The sequence below is a fragment of the Paenibacillus sp. IHBB 3054 genome (genome assembly GCF_051594305.1).
GTDB lineage: Bacteria > Bacillota > Bacilli > Paenibacillales > Paenibacillaceae > Paenibacillus_AQ.
Window position 1 is genome coordinate 1 of sequence record NZ_JBOFBG010000092.1, and the last position, 2,049, is coordinate 2,049.

2 protein-coding genes are annotated in these 2,049 nt (G+C 48.2%); both read right to left on the minus strand.

Annotated features, from left to right (window positions below; translation table 11 throughout):
- On the minus strand, positions 1-453 hold a 453-nt coding region (locus ACQ76X_RS35735), incomplete at its 3' end, for a M23 family metallopeptidase (RefSeq protein WP_438498639.1).
- Between the two features lie 11 nt (positions 454-464).
- Positions 465-2,049: helicase HerA domain-containing protein (locus ACQ76X_RS35740; protein ID WP_438498640.1), on the minus strand; the 1,585-nt coding region annotated here is incomplete at its 5' end.

The following is a 2,049-nucleotide window of genomic DNA, read 5'->3' on the forward strand; positions in this document are numbered from 1 at the left end:
GACCAGTCCGTTCCCGTGATTGATAATAATCGCTTGACCATAACCACTGGCTGCTCCCGCCAAAGTCACCGTGCCTTCAGCCATTGCATAAACTGGCTGCAGCTCTGTGTTGGCGGCTCCATTCGCAATATCAATGCCCTTGTGCATTCGAGTCGTTCCAAACAAATCCCGCAAGGCAAAAGGGGAGGATACTCGGCTAATCGTAGGCACTGGCCACACGTATGCCGTGCCATCCACATCCAGTTGTACAGGAGCCATCCATGCATATTCCCCTGATGCTTGTGGCTTATAGCTATCGGCATCCGAAAAAATCATGAACGGCAAAAACACAAACAAAACAATTAATGCCACGAGTCCAAAAAGGATCAACACCAATCCGATTCCCGGGAAGCTCAGTGCCGAAATCAGTGCAATCATTTTCTTGAGATCCTTGGCCTTTTTGACGACTTCCAACAGAATCCCCCCTACCCTGCGGTTTTCAGTCCCCGCGTTTTATACAGAACATGTTCTTCAGGAGGGACATGCATAATCAGTTCATCGTATCTTTTGTGATTTTCCAAAATGTAGCGCTGCGTACCTTCATTTTGTGTAATGAGTTCCTGAATCTCAATTGGCAGATCCGCATGAGAGGAGAGTAAACGTACAGCCGATTGCTCCATATAAAAATACACACGTACACTCGTGTTCTCCCACATCCCCACACCTTTGGCGGTATCCAGCATAATCGCCGGGGAATTCCCTGCCAGAATCATCATCCCGTTCTGTTTCCGAATGGCCGTGTACCAGCCAAATACATAACTGCGCAGCTCCGGATTCTGCAATTGCCGTTGACCTTCGTCCACTAGCACAGCAGAAAAGTGAGTTCCAGCAATTTTCAGTAGGTGGATGTTGGCATTAACCTGTTCAAAGGCCATCGACATCTTGATCTGCGCTTGTTTGGCAGACTCATCCTTTTTGGACTCATCCTCCTCACCGGAACCTACCCGGTACACTACAAGGGGAGCTTTATGTTCAAAGCTAGTAGCTTCCTCGATTTGAAAAATATCATCGTAAATGCCTATAAAATAAATTTTGATTTTGTCGTACAAGCTCTTGGCATCGGCATTACTGCGAGAAGCCTCTTCAATTTCTGCGAAGGCGGCGTGGATCGTCGGCTTGGGACCCGTGGGAGCATTCCAGGTTTCCGGCTTTTTCTTATCAATTCCTGCAGCTCGGTACACTCTACGGATTGCTTCACCTACTTCAAAAATTTCCGTGCGGGTTAAGTTCTCACCAAGTAAGGAAAAGGTTCGCACACCACTTTTTTCGGCCATCTTGTACCGTGAGCGATTATACTGCACACAGTCCTCATCGATTTCGGTGATTGCAGGCATGATGGTCAGCGGTTCAAAATAACGTCCTTCTTCTGTGGTGTGATCAATGTATACGCCACCCACATACTCACAAAGATCACGCCACTCTCCGTCCAGGTCAAATACAAAAACATGCACGCCTTCTTCCAAAAGTGACACTACAAGCGCCTTGAGAAAGTAACTTTTCCCTTCTCCGGTTTTACCGAACACAGTGACGTTTTGCGCCCGGGGATCATCCGGATCACAAAGATTGACAAAACAAAAGCCGCCGTCCTCGGTCCGGCGACCAAAATATGCTCCCTCTGCATCCGAAAACGAGCCTCGTGTCATCGGGTAGGTGCGCGCTGCAACAGAGTCTGTCGTGACACGCCCATAATGCATTTTGTTAAAAAACTCACTATGATTCACGTAAGGATCAGAGGCAGGGGCCGTTTGCCTCATCGCTTCTCGCTGCTCACGTTTCAATTCATTTAATTTCCCAGACATGTTATCAAACCAAAGCTTCAGCCCCGCCTCAGCCGCTTCAATTTGATGCAGTTTTGGCGCGGATAGCGTCAAGAAGGTTTGAACTTCCACCAGCTTATGGTCATTTGACAGCGTCGAATCTCTTAAGGCGAGAATGGTTTCCTTCGCCGCAATCTCTGCATTACGAGCTGGATCAGTTTCGCTCTGATCGTTGATGCTGGCCGTCAGCCGA